This window comes from Streptomyces sp. SID13726 (assembly GCF_010548375.1).
GTDB lineage: Bacteria > Actinomycetota > Actinomycetes > Streptomycetales > Streptomycetaceae > Streptomyces.
Genome location: NZ_JAAGLY010000010.1, coordinates 291,258 through 305,658 on the forward strand (window position 1 = coordinate 291,258; position 14,401 = coordinate 305,658).

General features: G+C 70.1%; 13 protein-coding genes, 1 other RNA gene and 2 pseudogenes. 9 read left to right on the forward strand and 7 right to left on the reverse strand.

The features are described from left to right. Positions 1–13 precede the first annotated feature (13 nt). From G3I78_RS26730 to G3I78_RS26740, 3 genes are read left to right on the forward strand one after another with little or no spacing between them, the layout of a single operon-like run. Entirely contained in the window at positions 14–871 is an 858-nt protein-coding gene (locus G3I78_RS26730; protein WP_164428935.1) for a Nif3-like dinuclear metal center hexameric protein, read from the forward strand. Then, the gene (locus tag G3I78_RS53240) at positions 868–1,611 is read left to right on the forward strand and encodes a C4-type zinc ribbon domain-containing protein (RefSeq protein ID WP_164429002.1); all 744 of its coding nucleotides are present in this window, start codon (positions 868–870) and stop codon (positions 1,609–1,611) included. Before G3I78_RS26730 ends, G3I78_RS53240 begins: the two co-directional genes overlap by 4 nt. Before the next feature lie 12 nt (positions 1,612–1,623). Continuing rightward, the gene (locus G3I78_RS26740; protein ID WP_164428937.1) at positions 1,624–2,826 is read left to right on the forward strand and encodes a bifunctional RNase H/acid phosphatase; all 1,203 of its coding nucleotides are present in this window, start codon (positions 1,624–1,626) and stop codon (positions 2,824–2,826) included. On the opposite strand, the gene eda is transcribed toward G3I78_RS26740, so the two are convergent. After that, positions 2,809–3,447 (reverse strand): bifunctional 4-hydroxy-2-oxoglutarate aldolase/2-dehydro-3-deoxy-phosphogluconate aldolase, encoded by a 639-nt coding sequence (gene eda, locus G3I78_RS26745; RefSeq protein ID WP_164428939.1) that lies wholly within the window; start codon positions 3,445–3,447, stop codon positions 2,809–2,811. The genes G3I78_RS26740 and eda overlap by 18 nt on opposite strands. Before the next feature lie 63 nt (positions 3,448–3,510). Beyond that, positions 3,511–4,293 carry a peroxide stress protein YaaA gene (gene yaaA / locus G3I78_RS26750; RefSeq protein ID WP_164428941.1) on the reverse strand — a complete coding sequence of 261 codons (783 nt, stop codon included), beginning with the start codon at positions 4,291–4,293 and terminating at the stop codon, positions 3,511–3,513. A 75-nt stretch (positions 4,294–4,368) separates the two neighbouring features. Here yaaA and G3I78_RS26755 point away from each other — a divergent pair, with 75 nt between their 5' ends. Then, a complete protein-coding gene (locus tag G3I78_RS26755; RefSeq protein WP_164428944.1) occupies positions 4,369–5,802 on the forward strand; it encodes an RNB domain-containing ribonuclease in 1,434 nt (477 codons plus the stop codon). Here the strand turns inward: G3I78_RS26755 and G3I78_RS26760 are convergent. Continuing rightward, positions 5,684–6,358, reverse strand: coding sequence for a hypothetical protein (locus G3I78_RS26760; RefSeq protein ID WP_343243852.1), 675 nt, complete (start codon positions 6,356–6,358; stop codon positions 5,684–5,686). The genes G3I78_RS26755 and G3I78_RS26760 overlap by 119 nt on opposite strands. Further along, positions 6,355–7,071, reverse strand: a complete 717-nt coding sequence (locus tag G3I78_RS26765) for a MerR family transcriptional regulator (RefSeq protein ID WP_164428946.1) — start codon at positions 7,069–7,071, stop codon at positions 6,355–6,357. Before G3I78_RS26765 ends, G3I78_RS26760 begins: the two co-directional genes overlap by 4 nt. A 164-nt stretch (positions 7,072–7,235) precedes the next feature. Between G3I78_RS26765 and G3I78_RS26770 the strand changes: the two genes are divergently transcribed. Beyond that, entirely contained in the window at positions 7,236–8,054 is an 819-nt protein-coding gene (locus G3I78_RS26770) for an AraC family transcriptional regulator (RefSeq protein WP_164428948.1), read from the forward strand. 180 nt (positions 8,055–8,234) lie between these two features. On the opposite strand, the gene G3I78_RS52165 is transcribed toward G3I78_RS26770, so the two are convergent. Further along, a complete protein-coding gene (locus G3I78_RS52165; protein WP_239158049.1) occupies positions 8,235–8,864 on the reverse strand; it encodes a hypothetical protein in 630 nt (209 codons plus the stop codon). A 125-nt stretch (positions 8,865–8,989) separates the two neighbouring features. On the opposite strand from G3I78_RS52165, the gene rnpB reads away from it, so the two are divergent. After that, an RNA gene (gene rnpB, locus G3I78_RS26785) (RNase P RNA component class A) lies at positions 8,990–9,394 on the forward strand. Between the two features lie 280 nt (positions 9,395–9,674). Here the strand turns inward: rnpB and G3I78_RS26790 are convergent. Together G3I78_RS26790 and G3I78_RS26795 are read right to left on the reverse strand one after the other, a co-directional pair. Further along, positions 9,675–10,505, reverse strand: a complete 831-nt coding sequence (locus G3I78_RS26790) for a hypothetical protein (protein ID WP_164428950.1) — start codon at positions 10,503–10,505, stop codon at positions 9,675–9,677. Positions 10,506–11,078: 573 nt separating this feature from the next. Then, positions 11,079–11,828 (reverse strand): transposase family protein, encoded by a 750-nt coding sequence (locus G3I78_RS26795; RefSeq protein WP_164428952.1) that lies wholly within the window; start codon positions 11,826–11,828, stop codon positions 11,079–11,081. A 112-nt stretch (positions 11,829–11,940) separates the two neighbouring features. Here G3I78_RS26795 and G3I78_RS26800 point away from each other — a divergent pair. The 3 genes and pseudogenes from G3I78_RS26800 to G3I78_RS52175 all read left to right on the forward strand — a co-directional run. Beyond that, positions 11,941–12,093: pseudogene (locus G3I78_RS26800) on the forward strand (transposase); the annotation flags it as partial. A 46-nt stretch (positions 12,094–12,139) separates the two neighbouring features. Next, positions 12,140–13,356, forward strand: a pseudogene (locus G3I78_RS52170) (ISAzo13 family transposase); the annotation flags it as partial. Positions 13,357–13,612: 256 nt separating this feature from the next. Beyond that, a complete protein-coding gene (locus G3I78_RS52175; protein ID WP_239158069.1) occupies positions 13,613–14,224 on the forward strand; it encodes a hypothetical protein in 612 nt (203 codons plus the stop codon). Positions 14,225–14,401 lie beyond the last annotated feature (177 nt).

A 14,401-nucleotide genomic window follows, 5' to 3' on the forward strand; every position in this document is an offset into this window, starting at 1 on the left:
GTAGCCTTTCCCCGTGCCCCGTCTGTCTGAAGTCATCGCCGCGCTGGAGAACCTGTGGCCCGCCGCGCGGGCCGAGTCCTGGGACGCGGTCGGCACCGTCGTGGGCGACCCCGACCAGGAGGTCACGCGGGTCCTGTTCGCCGTCGACCCGGTCCGGGAGATCGTCGACGAGGCGGTGAAGCTGGGCGCGGACCTGCTGGTCACCCACCACCCCCTCTATCTGCGCGGCACGACGACCGTGGCGGCCTCCCACTTCAAGGGCCGGGTCGTGCACACCCTCATCAAGAACGACATCGCGCTGCACGTCGCCCACACCAACGCGGACACCGCCGACCCGGGCGTCTCCGACGCGCTCGCGGGCGCGCTGGACCTCCGTGTCGTACGGCCGCTGGTGCCGGACCCGACGGACCCGTCGGGGCGCCGGGGCCTCGGGCGCGTGTGCGAGGTCGATCCCCCGCTGACCGTCCGCGACCTCGCCGCCCGTGCCGCCGAGCGCCTGCCCGCCACCGCGCAGGGCATCCGCGTGGCCGGCGACCCCGAGGCGCTCGTCCGCACGGTCGCCGTCAGCGGCGGCTCCGGCGACAGCCTCTTCGACCAGGTCCGCGCGGCCGGTGTCGACGCCTTCCTCACCGCCGACCTGCGCCACCACCCGGTGTCCGAAGCGGTCGCCCACAGTCCCCTCGCGCTGCTCGACGCGGCGCACTGGGCCACCGAGTGGCCCTGGTGCGAGCTGGCCGCCGCCCAGCTCGACGAGATCTCCGACCGCCACGGCTGGGACCTGCGCGTGCATGTCTCGAAGACGGTCACCGACCCCTGGACCGCCCACGCGGCGTCCAACCCGACCTCTAGCGCAATGGGAGCCCCCAACTGAACGCCGCGCCCGCCGACCAGATCCGACTCCTCGACGTCCAGGACCTCGACGTCCGCCTCCAGCAGCTCGCGCACAAGCGCAGGTCGCTGCCCGAGCACGCCGAGATCGAGTCGCTCACCAAGGACGCCACCCAGCTGCGCGACCTGCTCGTCGCCGCGCAGACCGAGGAGAGCGACACCGCCCGCGAGCAGACCAAGGCCGAGCAGGACGTGGACCAGGTGCGCCAGCGCGCCGCCCGCGACCAGCAGCGCCTGGACTCCGGTGCCGTGACCTCCCCGAAGGACCTGGAGAACCTCCAGCGCGAGATCGCCTCCCTCGCCAAGCGCCAGGGCGACCTGGAGGACGTCGTCCTGGAGGTCATGGAGCGCCTGGAGTCCACGCAGGAGCGGGTCGCCGAGCTGACCGGGCGGGTCACCTCCGTCCAGTCGAAGATCGAGGACGCGACCGCCCGCCGGGACACCGCCTTCGGGACGCTCGACGGCGAGATCGCCTCGGTGACCAAGGAGCGCTCGGTCATCTCCGGCTCTGTCCCCGCCGACCTGCTCAAGCTCTACGACAAGCTCCGCGAGCAGCAGGGCGGCATCGGCGCGGCCAAGCTGTACCAGCGCACTTGCCAGGGCTGCCGCCAGGAGCTCGCGATCACCGACATCAACGAGATCCGCGCGGCCGCCCCCGACACCGTGGTGCGCTGCGAGAACTGCCGCCGCATCCTGGTGCGCACCTCCGAGTCCGGCCTGTAAGGAGCGTTCGGCGTGCGGGAGTTCATCGTCGAGGCCGACGGCGGCTCGCGGGGCAACCCCGGCCCGGCCGGGTACGGCTCCGTGGTGCTGGACGCGGCGACGGGGGAGACGCTGGTCGAGGCGTACGAGTACCTCGGCGTCGTGACGAACAACGTCGCCGAGTACCGGGGCCTGCTGGCCGGGCTGCGCGCCGCGCACGACCTGGACCCCGCCGCGCGCGTCCACGTCCGCATGGACTCCAAGCTCGTCGTCGAGCAGATGTCGGGGCGCTGGAAGATCAAGCACCCGGACATGAAGCCGCTGGCCCTGGAGGCGGGGCGGGTCTTTCCGCCCGGCCGGGTTACGTACGAGTGGATCCCGCGCGAGCGGAACAAGCACGCGGACCGGCTGGCGAACGAGGCGATGGACTCGGCGGCGTCGGCGAGTTCGGTGCGCAAGCCGACGCCCGCAGCAGCCGAGGCCGACACCGAAACCAAGTCCAAGGCCGACGCCGGGACCAAGGCCGAGACCAAGGCCGAGACCAAGGCCGAAGCCGACGTGCGTGCCGCGACAGCCGTCGCCAGTCCCGGCTGGGCCCCGGCCGACATGGGCGCTCCGGCCACCTTCGTGCTGCTGCGGCACGGGGAGACCCCGCTCACGCCCCAGAAGCGGTTCTCGGGGAGCGGCGGCACGGACCCCGCGCTCTCCGAGGTGGGCCGGGAACAGGCGGAACGCGCGGCGACCGCGCTGGCCAGGCGCGGCACGATCCAGCACGTCCTCGCCTCGCCGCTGACCCGTACCCGGCAGACCGCGGCCGCCGTCGCCGACCGGCTCGGGATCGAGGTCACCGTCGAGGAAGGGCTCATCGAGACCGACTTCGGCGCCTGGGAGGGCCTCACCTTCGGCGAGGTGCGCGAGCGCTACCCCGACGACCTGAACACCTGGCTCTCCGACCCCGAGGCCGAACCCACCGGCGGCGGCGAGAGCTTCGCGGCCACCGCGACCCGGATCGCGGCGACGAGGGACCGGCTCGTGGCGGCGTACGCGGGCCGCACGGTCCTGCTCGTCACCCACGTCACCCCGATCAAGACGTTCGTACGCCTCGCCCTGGGCGCCCCGCCCGAGTCCCTGTTCCGCATGGAACTCTCGGCGGCCTCGCTCTCGGCGGTCGCGTACTACGCCGACGGCAACGCGAGCGTACGGCTCCTCAACGACACCTCACACCTGCGGCCGTAGCCGGGACGCCTCGCGGGCCAGCTTCTCGACCCGCTCCCAGTCCCGGGCGGCGAGCGCGTCGGCGGGCAGCATCCAAGTCCCGCCCACGCAGCCGACGTTGGGCAGGGCGAGGTACTCGGGCGCGTTGCCGGCCCCGATCCCGCCCGTCGGGCAGAACCGCGCCTGCGGCAACGGCCCGGACAGCGACTTCAGATACGCGGTACCGCCCGCCGCCTGGGCCGGGAAGAACTTCATCTCCGTGACGCCCCGCTCCAGCAGCGCCACGACCTCCGACGTGGTCGACACCCCGGGCAGGAACGGCACCCCGGACTCCCGCATCGCCGCCAGGAGTACGTCCGTCCAGCCCGGGCTGACCAGGAAGCGGGCGCCGGCCGCCACCGAGTCCCGCACCTGCTCCGGCGTGATGACGGTCCCGGCCCCGACCACCGCGTCCGGCACCTCGGCGGCGACGGCCCGTATCGCGTCCAGCGCGACCGGCGTCCGCAGCGTCACCTCGATCGCCGGCAGCCCGCCCGCGACCAGGGCGCGGGCGAGCGGAACGGCGTCGGACGCGTCCTGGAGGACGACGACGGGGACGACGGGCGCGAGGTCGAGGAGCGAGGCGTGCGAGGAGGGGGCCATGGCGTCATCCTGCCGAAGGGGTGCGCTGGGCGCAAAGGCCGTTGCACACCCTGCAACGCAACCTCAGTGGATCTCGTCCACCAGCACATCCAACGCCCACGCCTGCCCCGCCTTCGCGGGCGCCTCCGCCTCCACCACGTACCCGAGCCCGCGCAGCGCCTCCACCAGCTCGGCCGGGCTCTTCGGCGCGAGGCCCGACGTCAGCAGGCCGCGCACCATCCGCCCCTTCGTCGCCTTGTTGAAGTGGCTGACGACCTTCCGGGTCGGCGCGTGCAGCACGCGGACGGTCGCCGTCCGCCCGGCGACCTCGCCCTTCGGCTTCCACGCGGCCGTGTACGCGGAGGACCGCAGGTCGAGCACGAGCCCGTCCCCGGCCGCCTCGGTGAGCACGGAGGCCATGGGCGCACGCCAGTGCGTGCCCAGCGCCCCGAGCCCGGGCAGCTTCACGCCCATCGAGCACCGGTAGGAGGGAATCCGGTCGGTCACCCGCACCGCCCCCCACAACCCCGAGAACACCAGCAGCGAACGGCCGGCACGCCGCTTCGCGGCCGTGTCCAGGGAGGCCAGGTCGAGGGCGTCGTAGAGCACACCGGTGTAGATCTCCCCGGCGGGCCGCGCCCCGGCCGTCCTGAGCTCGACGTTCTTCGCGACCTCGCCCCGCAGCCCCTCGCTCAGCCCGAGCACCTCGCGCGCCTTCTCCTCGTCCGCGGCGCACAGCTCGACGAGCGCGTCGAGGACCGCCTCCCGGCCCTCGGTGAGTCCCGGCAGCGACAGCGACTCCAGCTTCAGCGGGGCGCCACGGCCGGAGGACGCCTTGCCTTCGGAGGGAGGCAGCAGGACCAGCACGGAAGATCTCCTTCTGTTGAGCTCCGCCACAGCGTACGGCGTGCCCACCGGTGAGCCCGGACCTACGCTCGCTGTATGCCCCGCCGCCACATCCGGGTGACCGGCGTCCCCCTCGCGGACGCCTTCACCGCCCTGCGCACCGAACTCGGCGTGCCGTCGGACTTCCCGCCCGAGGTGCTGGCGGAGGCGGCCGGTACACCCCCGCCAAAGGCGTACGACGACGCCACCGACCTGCCGCTCTTCACCATCGACCCGCCCACCTCCATGGACCTCGACCAGGCCATGCACCTCTCCCGGCGGGGCACCGGCTACCGCGTCCGGTACGCCATCGCCGACGTCGCCGCCTTCGTCGTACCCGGATCGGCGCTGGACGCGGAGACGCACCGGCGCGTGATGACCCTGTACTTCCCGGACTCCCGCGTTCCGCTCCATCCGCCGGTGCTCGGCGAGGGTGCCGCGAGCCTGCTCCCGGACCAGGTGCGTCCGGCCGCGCTCTGGACGATCGACCTCGACGCGGACGGCCGTACGGTCGCCGCCGACGTCCGCCGCGCCCTGGTCCGCAGCCGGGCCAAGCTCGACTACGAGGGTGTGCAGCGGGCGATCAACTCCGGTACGGCCGAGGAACCGCTTCTCCTGTTGAGGGAGATCGGCGAGGCGCGGGAACGGCTGGAGGCCGAGCGCGGCGGCATCTCCCTGCGGGTCCCCGAGCAGGAGATCGTCGAACGGGACGGGACGTACGAGCTGACGTACCGCGCCGGGGTGCCCGCCGACGGCTGGAACGCCCAGATCTCCCTGCTCACGGGCATGGCCGCCGCCGACCTGATGCTGGCGTACGGCACAGGGGTGCTCCGCACGCTCCCCGCGGCCCCCGACGGCGCGGTGGGCCGACTGCGCCGCACCGCGCACGCCCTGCACATCGACTGGCCGCACCATGTGTCGTACGCGGCGCTGGTGCGTTCGCTGGACCCGCGCGAACCCCGTCATGCGGCCTTCCTCCAGGAGTGCACGACCCTGCTGCGGGGCGCGGGCTACACGGTCTTCCGCGACGGCGTGCTCCCGGCCATCACCACCCACGCGGCCGTCGCCGCCCCCTACACCCACTGCACGGCCCCGCTGCGGCGGCTGGTGGACCGCTACACCTCGGAGATCTGCCTGGCGGTGTCCGAGGGCAAGGCCGTACCGGAGTGGGTGCTCGCGGCTTTCGAGGCGCTGCCCCGCGAGATGTCCGAGGGCGGCCGGCTCGCCGCGAAGGCCGAGCGGGCGTGCGTGGACATCGTCGAGGCGGCGCTGCTGAAGGACCGGGTGGGGGAGGTGTTCGAGGGCTGCGTGGTCGAGGTGGAGGAGCACCGGCAGCCGGACGTGGGGACCGTGCAGCTGGAGTCGCCGGCGGTCATCGGGCGGATCGACGGGGAGGGGCTGGTGCTGGGGGAGCGGCTGCGGGTGCGGGTCGTCCGGTCCGACCCGGGTACGTCTGCGGGGGTCGCGAAGGTGCGCTTCGCGCCTGCTTGATCGCCTGTACGAGGCGGTCGGCGTCGTCGGCGTGGAAGCGGACGGTGTGGATGTCCCGGCGGCGGCCGAGGAAGGTGAAGTGGGCGACCGGCTGGGCCAGTTGGAGGGTGAGGGAGGTCTGGGAGCCGACGGGCAGGTCGAGTTCGCCGGTGCCGCGGGTGTCATGAGTGGCGCGCAACTCCCGTCGTACGCCCTGCACTTGGTGGAGCGGAATCCGCAGGTCGACGTGCACACCCCGCCGGATCCGCAGCTCCTCGGCGTCCAGCAGATGCGGCCGGACCACGTTCGCCGCGTGCAGCCCGACGACGAACGCGACGGTGTACACGTCCAGGAAGAGCACGACCCGGTGCACGGCCGGCAGATCACGCAGCAGCACGGACATGGTCAGCGTCTCGACCAGGCACACGAACGCGAACCCGAACATCACCGGGCCCTGACCGCGGGCGTACCCGAAGGCGGTCCCGCCCTCCGTCCCATGCGACCTGCGGGCCATCCAGAGACCGAGGCTGACGAACAGCCGCAGCTCGTGCCGGAGGAGAACGCAAGCGGTCCTCACGGCTGTCGCTGCCTCTGCACGAGAATCCGCAGCGCACGCCGGACCGCCTCCGCCTGGGCGGGGGCGAAGTCCCGTGCATCCGGCAGGAGTTCGGGCGGGGTGAAGTCGGCGAGACGGCTGGCGGCCCTGTCGATGCGGGGGTCGTCCAGGGGCGCGTCGGCTAGGGCGTCGAGAAGGCCGTAGACCTCGTTGGCGCGGGCGACGCCTTCGGGGGACCGGGCGACGGCGTGCAACGCCGCCATCAGGCGCTCGCGTTCCGCGGGCGAGGCGGCGGTCTCGATGAGTGCGAGGACCTCGCGGTCCTTGGTGGCCATGGGGGAGTCGGAGAGCGGCGTCAACTCGCTGAACAGAATGGCGAGTTCAGGCGACACCGGCCCCTCGGCGGGCAGCGGGCCGGCCGCCAGCAGTGCTCGCAGCCGACTGCGCCGCTCCCGGATGGCGGCCTCCTGCCGGGCGAGATCCTCGTCCAGCTCGCCGAGCACCTCGACGAGATCCTTCCCGGCGTCCTCGGCGAGCACGTCCTTGATCTCGGCCAGCCCGAGCCCCAGCTCCGCCAGCCGTCGGATCCGGGCGAGCGTGACGGCGTGCCGCAGCGAGTAGTCCCGGTAGCCGTTGCTCAGCCGCTCCGGTTCCGGCAGCAGCCCCTGCTGGTGGTAGTGGCGCACGGCCCGCGTGGTGACGCCGACGGTGGCGGCGAGTTCTCCGATCCGCATGGGGACAGTAGAGACGTTGACGTTGCGGCAGGGTCAAGGGGCGGGGGCGGTGGGCGGGGTCGGCGGGCACCCTTCCCTTTGGAGGCCGCGGATGGAGGCCGAGGACTTTCTCCGGCCGCCGAGGCGTTGCACCCTGAGGACGAGGGACAGGGGGCGGCGGGCGCATGGAACAGGCACTGTGGACGAGGGCGCGGCTGGGGCGCTGCGGTCCGCCGCTCGATCTCCTCACCGCCCGCTTCGACCGCCACGTCTACGCCCCGCACGCCCACGACGAGTACACGATCGGCGTCTGCGTCGGCGGGTCGGAGGTCATCGACTACCGGGGCGGGCACATCCGTACCGGTCCGGGATCGATCGTGGTGCTGGCTCCGGGGGAGATGCACACGGGCGGTCCGGGGACGGCGACGGAGGGGTACGCGTACCGGGCGCTGTACGCGGCGCCGGCCCTGCTGACCGATGCCTCTCCGGTCGCTCCCCATTTCCGGGACCCCCTCCTCGACGACCCGGAACTGGCCGCGGCCCTCGTCTCCGCCCACTGCGAACTCAGCGTCTGCCCCGACCCGTTGGAGGCGGAGTCCCGCTTCCCCTGGCTCCTGGCGGCCCTGGCCTGCCGCCACTCGACGGCCCGGGTGGCGACCTGCGTGATCCCCGGAGCGGAGGCCGTGGCGAGAGCCGTACGCGACCGCCTGGCCGACGAGTTGCTGTCCCCTCCCGCCCTCGCCGACCTGGCCGCCGACCTGGGGTTGTCCCGCTACCAACTCCTCCGGGCCTTCCGTACGACGATGGGGATACCGCCGTACGCCTGGCTGGCCCAGTACCGGGTCGGCAGGGCCAGGGGGCTCCTGGAATCCGGTCTGCGCCCCTCGGAGGTGGCCGCCCTGGTGGGCTTCGCGGACCAGGCACACCTGACGCGCTGGTTCCGCCGTGTGCTGGGGGTGACCCCGGCGGCGTACCGCAACAGCGTTCAAGACGGAAGCCGCTGACTCCGCCGACGATGTCCGCATGACTGCACGCGGCTGGTTCCTGTTCTCCCTGATGGGAGTGGTGTGGGGCATCCCCTACCTGATGATCAAAGTGGCGGTGGACGCCCCGCTGTCGGCCCCGTTCGTGGTGTTCGTACGCTGCGCCGTGGGCGCGCTGCTCCTGTTGCCGTTCGCTATCCGTCAGGGTGGTCTGTCCTCGACCGTACGGTCGCACTGGCGCCCCATGCTGGCCTTCGCGGTCATCGAGATCATGGGTCCCTGGTACACGCTGACGGACGCCGAACGGCACCTGTCCAGCTCGACGGCGGGCCTGCTGATAGCGGGCGTACCGATCGTCGGGGTGGTCCTGGCCCGCTTCTTCGGGGACACGGAGCGGCTGGGCGTGCGGCGGGTGACGGGCCTGGCGCTGGGCCTGGCGGGCGTCGGCGTGCTGACGGTCCCGCATCTGACGGGAGGGGACGCGAAGTCGATGGCGGAGGTGCTGGTGACGGTGGTGGGGTACGCGACGGCGCCCCTGATCGCCGCGCGCCACCTGAAGGACGTACCGTCCCTCCAGCTCACGGCGCCCTGCCTGGCCCTGGCGGCGCTGGTGTACGCCCCGGCGGCGGCCGTGACCTGGCCTTCTTCCGTCCCCTCGGCCTCGGTCCTGGCGTCGCTGGCCGGTCTGGGGGTGATCTGCACGGCGGTGGCGTTCGTCGCCTTCCTGGAACTGATCAAGGAGGTCGGCCCGACGAGGGCGACGGTGATCACGTACGTCAACCCGGCGGTGGCGGTGGTGGCGGGGGTCCTGTTCCTGGGGGAGTCGCTCACTGTGAGCGTGGGCCTGGCCTTCGCCCTGATCCTGACGGGCTCGGTCCTGGCCACGGCGGGCCCGGTTCGCCTGACCGCCGAACCGTCCTGCCCCGAGTCCCCGGTAACATGGTCCGCACGGCAGACGAGCCGGGCGGGCGGCCGCGTGGAATCCCCTCACGGGGGACTCCCCGAGGAACGTCCGGGCTCCACAGGGCAGGGTGATGGCTAACGGCCACCCGGGGTGACCCGCGGGACAGTGCCACAGAAAACAGACCGCCGGGGACCTCGGTCCCCGGTAAGGGTGAAACGGTGGTGTAAGAGACCACCAGCGCCTGAGGCGACTCAGGCGGCTAGGTAAACCCCACCCGGAGCAAGGTCAAAAGGGAGCGCCTTGGCGCTCCTGCGCGGACGTTCGAGGGCTGCCCGCCCGAGTCCGCGGGTAGACCGCATGAGGCCGGCGGCAACGCCGGTCCTAGATGGATGGCCGTCGCCGAGGGGTTCGCGAGAACCCCCCGGAACAGAACCCGGCGTACAGCCCGACTCGTCTGCCGCTCTTTATTTCCGCAGGTCAGAGGCCATGTTTTCTCGCTGAATAAACTGGCCGGCCCGAATCCGGGTCGAATTCGGGCCGTTCGGCTGGGTGACAGTGTGGCGATATACGGCTCGTATTGTCCATCCTGTACGGCAGATAAGGGGCGTGGTGGGCATATGGGGCACCTGTCGGGTGCAGGGTGCGACCCCTAGTCAGTGGCCAGCGAGTTGGGACGCTTCGAACGTCTTCGAAAGTATCGTCCGGTGTGTCTCCCTGCTGGCGGGACTGGGTGCAGGTTATTCCGTCCGCTGTGACTCGCTGGTGGATCCGCTTTCTGGGGGTGCTTGCTTCACGCGTTGTGCTGTGTCGAGGTTTACCTCGATCGTCAGGTTCTCGCGGTTGTCGTTGATCCTCGCGGCGAGTGCCTGGATGGAGGTGGCGTCGAACCGGTATCGCGGTGGCCAGTCGAGTATGGGATTGGCCGGCGGCCAAATCGGCACGACAGAACCGTGAAAGTCCTCTAGGGGAGCGAGGTCTCCATCGAGGAAGGGGATGAGGACCTGGAACGCGACCTTGACCACTGAGAAGGTGACGCACAGGCCGAGGAAGTCGTCACTTGAATCGTTCATCGGCATGTAGATCGGGCGCGACACCACAGCCAGCGGGTTTACGTCGTGGTACGCGGCGATCCAGACCCGCATCCCGTGGTGCGGTTGGCGGAAGACCTCCAGGCTCTGCCCGGCGCCGTGAGGAACGATGCTGCTGCCTATCGCATCAAAGAGGATGGCCATCTTGGCGGCCCACAGGGCGAGCCGGCCTTGGGCGTGCTCGTCCAGCGATCTCACGTGGAAGAACATCGGGACGAGGATGTCCTTGACGTCGTTCTCCAGCGTTGACATCCAAGTGTTGTTGCAGTGTTGGCAGACAGGTGTTGTCGGCCAGTTGATACGCCGCCGATGGGGATCCGAGCTCCGCACGCCGTGGCGCTTCATCTCGCGCACGAGCCACTTGGGGTAGATGTCCTCGTCGGTGGGCTGGGCGTGTGGGTCCTGGCAGAAGGGGCAGCGGCCTGGTGGGGCCATCCAGTTCGTGTGGGCCTGGCCTTCGAGAATCGTGTCGATATCCATCGTGGTCAGGATGTCGGCCAGTTGGGCTCTGCCCGCGCGGAGGAGTTGGACAGCCGTTCCGAGGCAAGCGCGGTGAGCCGCCCCCAACATATAGAGCGGTTCGTCGTTCGGTGGTGGAAGGGGATCCGAGAACATGCGTCCTATGTCGACGCGTGTTCCGATCAACCAGCTCCCAGAGCGCGTGCCGCCGATCTCCACCCATGAGTCGCGGGCGCGCTTGACGAGCTCGCCGCAACCAGCGAGGCAGTCCAGCCTGCGCCAGTCCCAACTCCATGAATTCCATGCAGTCGCCATGGCTAAGCGTGACAGGGGTTGAGCTGATCTGTCCCGAAGATTTCTGCTGACAGCATTTGCCCGCAAGCCGAATCCGAAAGGCGGCAGAGCTTCAGTGCCTGCCAGCAGCGGTGTGGGGCAGTCGACACCTATCGGCAGCCGGGCGTGGTGCCAAGGTCGCGTAGCTGGCGGCGAGGTAAGCGGCAGGGATGGGACATGCCCAGAATTGCTCGGACGTGACCCACCGGCTGGCGCTTGGTAGTTAGTGATCGGGTTTTTGACGCCGCTCAGTGAGCCTTTTCAGCGGTGCCGCTCCAGGGTGAGGATGGCGGCTGCGATTGACGACATGCGGTTGGGACTGCACCGGGCTTTGCGGAAGATCCGCCAGGACTTCAGGCGTGCGACGCCGCGCTCGACCGGGGCGCGTGCTGCCGACAGCGCGTGGTTGACGGTGTGCTGGGTTGGTGTGAGGCCGCGGCCTGGTGGGCGTCTGCGTGGTGTTGTCACCCATGGGCCGGCTCCGATGTAGGCGCGGTCGGCGAGGATCGGGATGCCCTGGCGTTCGCAGATTCGGATGATCCGGTGAGTGCGGGCCGCGGTCAGGTCGTGCGCGCGGCCGGGCAGTGCGGGCGAGATCCACAGCAGTCGTCCGGTCGGATCGGTCACCACCTGCACGTTCACGCCGTGGCGTCGGTGTTTTTGGGAGAAGTCGGCCCGGCTGTCGCCCACCCGGTCGCACTCGGCGAGGGTGCCGTCCAGCAGGACGTAGTCGGGGTCGGCCTCGCGCAGGCTCCGCAGGAGCCCGGGTGCGCGGTCGGCGAGCAGGCTGATGACAGCTGCCGTGTAGGCGTGGGCGGTGCCGACGGAGATGCCGAAGCCCGCCGCGAGTTGGGCGAGGGTGTCGTGGCGGCGCAGGTACACCAGGGCGACCAGCGCACGCTGGTGCGGCGGGAGTTTGCACCGTCGGTCACCCTCGCGGGTGACGATGAGCAGGGTTACCCACTCGACCAGGGCGTGCGGCAGGTCGAGTGCGGCATGATACGGAACCAACGCGGCTCCTGTGCCTGTGGGTTGAGACTTCGAACACCTCCCCCAACGGCACGGGAGCCTCGTGCGTTGCGCACGCCACCCGCGTCACCCGATCGATGGCCGAGCTGAAATGGCTCACTGGCTGCACATCCTCACCGAGATCAAGAACCGCGGCGTGAGCGATGTGCTGATGCTGGTCTGCGACGGACTCAAGGGCCTGCCCGAGGCGGTGGAGACGGTCTGGCCGCGGACGATCGTGCAGACCTGCGTGGTCCACCGAAGCCGTAAAGAATCAACTCGTTGCTTTCATAGGACAAGATCGTTGCTCTGGTATGAGCTTCGCCGCCGACGTTCTGGATCAGCTTGCACTGCGGTTCCAGGTCGTGTTGCCGCACCTGAACGAGCGTCAGCGGCGTCTGACGCTGGGGCAGGAAGCGCGACTGCTCGGACACGGTGGAGTACGGGCCGTTGCGCGGGTGGCCGGGGTGAGCGAGAGCACGGTTCGCAACGGTGTGTTCGAGCTGGAGGCCGGTGAGGATCCGCTGCCCAACGGCTGCGTCCGGCGCCCAGGGGGTGGCCGCAAGCCCGCCGAAGAACAAGATCTTTCCCTGGTTCCGGCGTTGCTGAAGCTGGTGGAGCCGGACGAACGGGGTGATCCGATGTCGCCGCTGCGCTGGACCACCAAGTCCCTGCGCAACCTCGCCGAGGAGCTGACCAGGCAAGGGCACCCGGTCTCCGCTCCGACCGTCGGCCGGCTGCTGAAGGGACAGGGCTTCAGTCTGCAAGCCAGCGCCAAGACGCTGGAGGGCAAACAACACCCCGACCGGGACGCGCAGTTCCGCTACATCAACGAACAGGTCAAGGAGCACCAGGCGGCAGGACAGCCGGTGATCAGCATCGATGCCAGAAGAAGGAGCAGCTGGGTCAGCTGCCGAACCCCGGACGGCAATGGCGCCCCGCCGGAGATCCGGTGCAAGTGGAGGACCACAGCTTCTACTTCATCGGCCCCGACGTCGACGTGGCGATACCCTTCGGCATCTACGATCTGGCCCATGACAGGGGCTGGGTGAACGTCGGCACGGATCACGACACGTCGGTTTTCGCCGTCGAGTCGATTCGCCGCTGGTGGCACGCCCGGGGCCGGGTGGACTACCCAAATGCCGACCAGTTGCTGATCACCGCGGACTGCGGAGGGTCCAACAGCTACCGCTACCGGTTGTGGAAGGCCGAACTCGCCGCGTTCGCCGCCCAGACGGGCCTCACGGTGACCGTCTGCCACTTTCCGCCGGGCACCTCGAAGTGGAACAAGATCGAGCACCGGCTGTTCTCCCACATCACCCTGAACTGGCGTGGCAGGCCCCTGACCAGCCACGAAGTCGTGGTCAACAGCATCGCCGCGACTCGCACCCGCACGGGCCTGCGCGTTCACGCCGAGCTGGATACCGGGACCTACCCGGTGGGACTCTCCGTCAGTCGCGAGCACCTGCGCTCACTACCGATCACACCCCATGACCGGCACGGATCCTGGAACTGCACGATCGCCCCGGCCGGTGCCACCGGCGACTGCGTGATCAGTACCAGCGACCGTGATCACACCAGGTCCCAGGTCCTGGCGATGCTTGCCGACCCGCGCCTGAGCGGCATGACCTCACCCGAACTGGACGCGCTGTGCGCCCAGTTGGCTCCCGCGCAGGCTGCCCGGGCCGAACAGCGCAAGTTCCAGCAGCGCGGCGGCCGACGCCTGAAGGCCCCCCGGAGCACACGGCAGGCCCCTGCTCTCCAACGCCGACCGCATCCTGATCACGGTGATCTACCTGCGCCGCATCTGCTCGCAGAAGGTCCTGGTCGACCTGCTCGCCATCAACCCGGTCACGATCGGCCAGGTCATCGGCGAGACCCGCACACTCATCGACGCGCAGAAGATCACCGTCTCGCAGACCGCGCACTATTTCTCCTCCACCCAGGAGCTGCTCGCCTGGGCGCAGGACGGCGCGACCACCAGTCGAATGAATCTCTCCCAGACCCTGTCCCACCCCGCACTCACCGGCATGTCCCGACCGGACTTCCAGGCGCTCATCGACCGGATCACCGTGCCCTACCAAGCCACGATCGAACAACGCCGCCATCGCAAACGCGGTGGCGATCGGCGCCCGGGAACCCGTGGCGGCATCTTCCGTCAAAAGATCACCGACGCCGACCGGATCCTGGCGACGGTCCTTTCTCAGCGAAATCTGTGTGACCAGCAGACTCTGGCCGACCTGTTCGGTGTCAGCCGCGGCACCATCCGCAACGCCATCGAGGACGTCCGTCCCCTCCTCGAACAAGACCCGTACATCCCGACGCTCGCCCAACGACGCTTCACCACGGCCGCCGACGTACTCGCATCCGTCGCAGAAGACAGCGAAACACCATGTTGAATCCTTACGGCTTCACCTGCTGCGGAACTCCTTCCGCTATGCCGCCCCCCCTGAGCTGTACTGAGATTTGTGGAGTCCCTGATGCCAGGGTTACGGTCCTGGCGAAGGAGAACCACATCAGTGCCGGCACCACGGAAGTACCCCGACGAGCTGCGTGAGCGCGCGATCCGCGAGGTC